Here is an 880-nt window from a genome sequence, read left to right on the forward strand (position 1 = left end):
GCGCTGTTCCGTCTGCCCGAACCTGCCGGAATGTAAGCAATCGGATCTCAAGAATTGCTTTAGGTAACTCATTCAATTCATTGATCTGTAACGACAAATATGATTTCATACGGGGCTGGATCACTGGTTTTCGCCTGCCATCCCCGACAACCCAGCGACGGCCCGCCGACAGCCTTGTCAGGGTTCTTCTGACCCCTCGTTTGGAGCGGTACCGACTACGAGGAAGAGGATGTGGCGCCTACAGTGACTCCATCGACACACCCGTTCACTGGAGCGTCACCATGCAGAGCACCGACAGCACCGAGATCGTTGGCAACCCCTTCGTTCTCATGATGAATCCGGCCGAAGTGTTCCAGGCGATGGAGCGTTCCGAGCGCCTGGACCGCCTGCAACGCCGCATCTGCCGCCCGCTGGACAAGCCGCTGATCCCGCGTGTCGAGTCCGACATCAATGCCTACGATCACCTGATCGACGCCGAGCCGGAATCCGACTGAATTCTCTGGCGGGTCGCTTAGCATCGGGGTGCTTCCAGCCCCGATGACATGACCAAGACACCCGCCTATGACGCGCTGGCCGCCCTGAGCCAGCGGCTTCACCACTTCGATCACCTTCGCGCCATCGCCGGCTGGGACCAGGCCGCGATGATGCCGCCCAAGGGCAACGATGCCCGGGCCGCCGCGGTGGCCGAGCTTTCAGCGCTGATGCATCGGTTGCGCACCGATCCATCGACCGCCGGCGACATCGAGCGCGCCGGGCAGGAACCCCTCGACGATTTCCAGCGTGCCAACCTGCGCGAGATCCAGCGCGAATGGCGGCTCGCCAATGCGCTGCCCGAATCGCTGGTGCAGGCGCGCTCGCTGGCCACCGCGCGCTGCGAGGA

Annotated in this window: 1 protein-coding gene and 1 pseudogene; both read left to right on the forward strand. The window is 62.7% G+C overall.

The annotated features are described in order from the left end of the window. The first annotated feature begins 281 nt into the window (after positions 1-281). Complete coding sequence (locus AC1D12_RS34320; RefSeq protein ID WP_047512644.1) at positions 282-494, forward strand: hypothetical protein; 213 nt, start codon at positions 282-284, stop codon at positions 492-494. A 48-nt stretch (positions 495-542) separates the two neighbouring features. Next, a pseudogene (locus AC1D12_RS34325) lies at positions 543-880 on the forward strand (carboxypeptidase M32); the annotation flags it as partial.

This window comes from Rhizobacter sp. P1_G5 (genome assembly GCF_056405435.1).

Coding starts and splice junctions, on each gene's coding strand:
- AC1D12_RS34320 (WP_047512644.1), top strand. CDS start 282: ATGCAGAGCACCGACAGCACCGAGATCGTTGGCAACCCCTTCGTTCTC.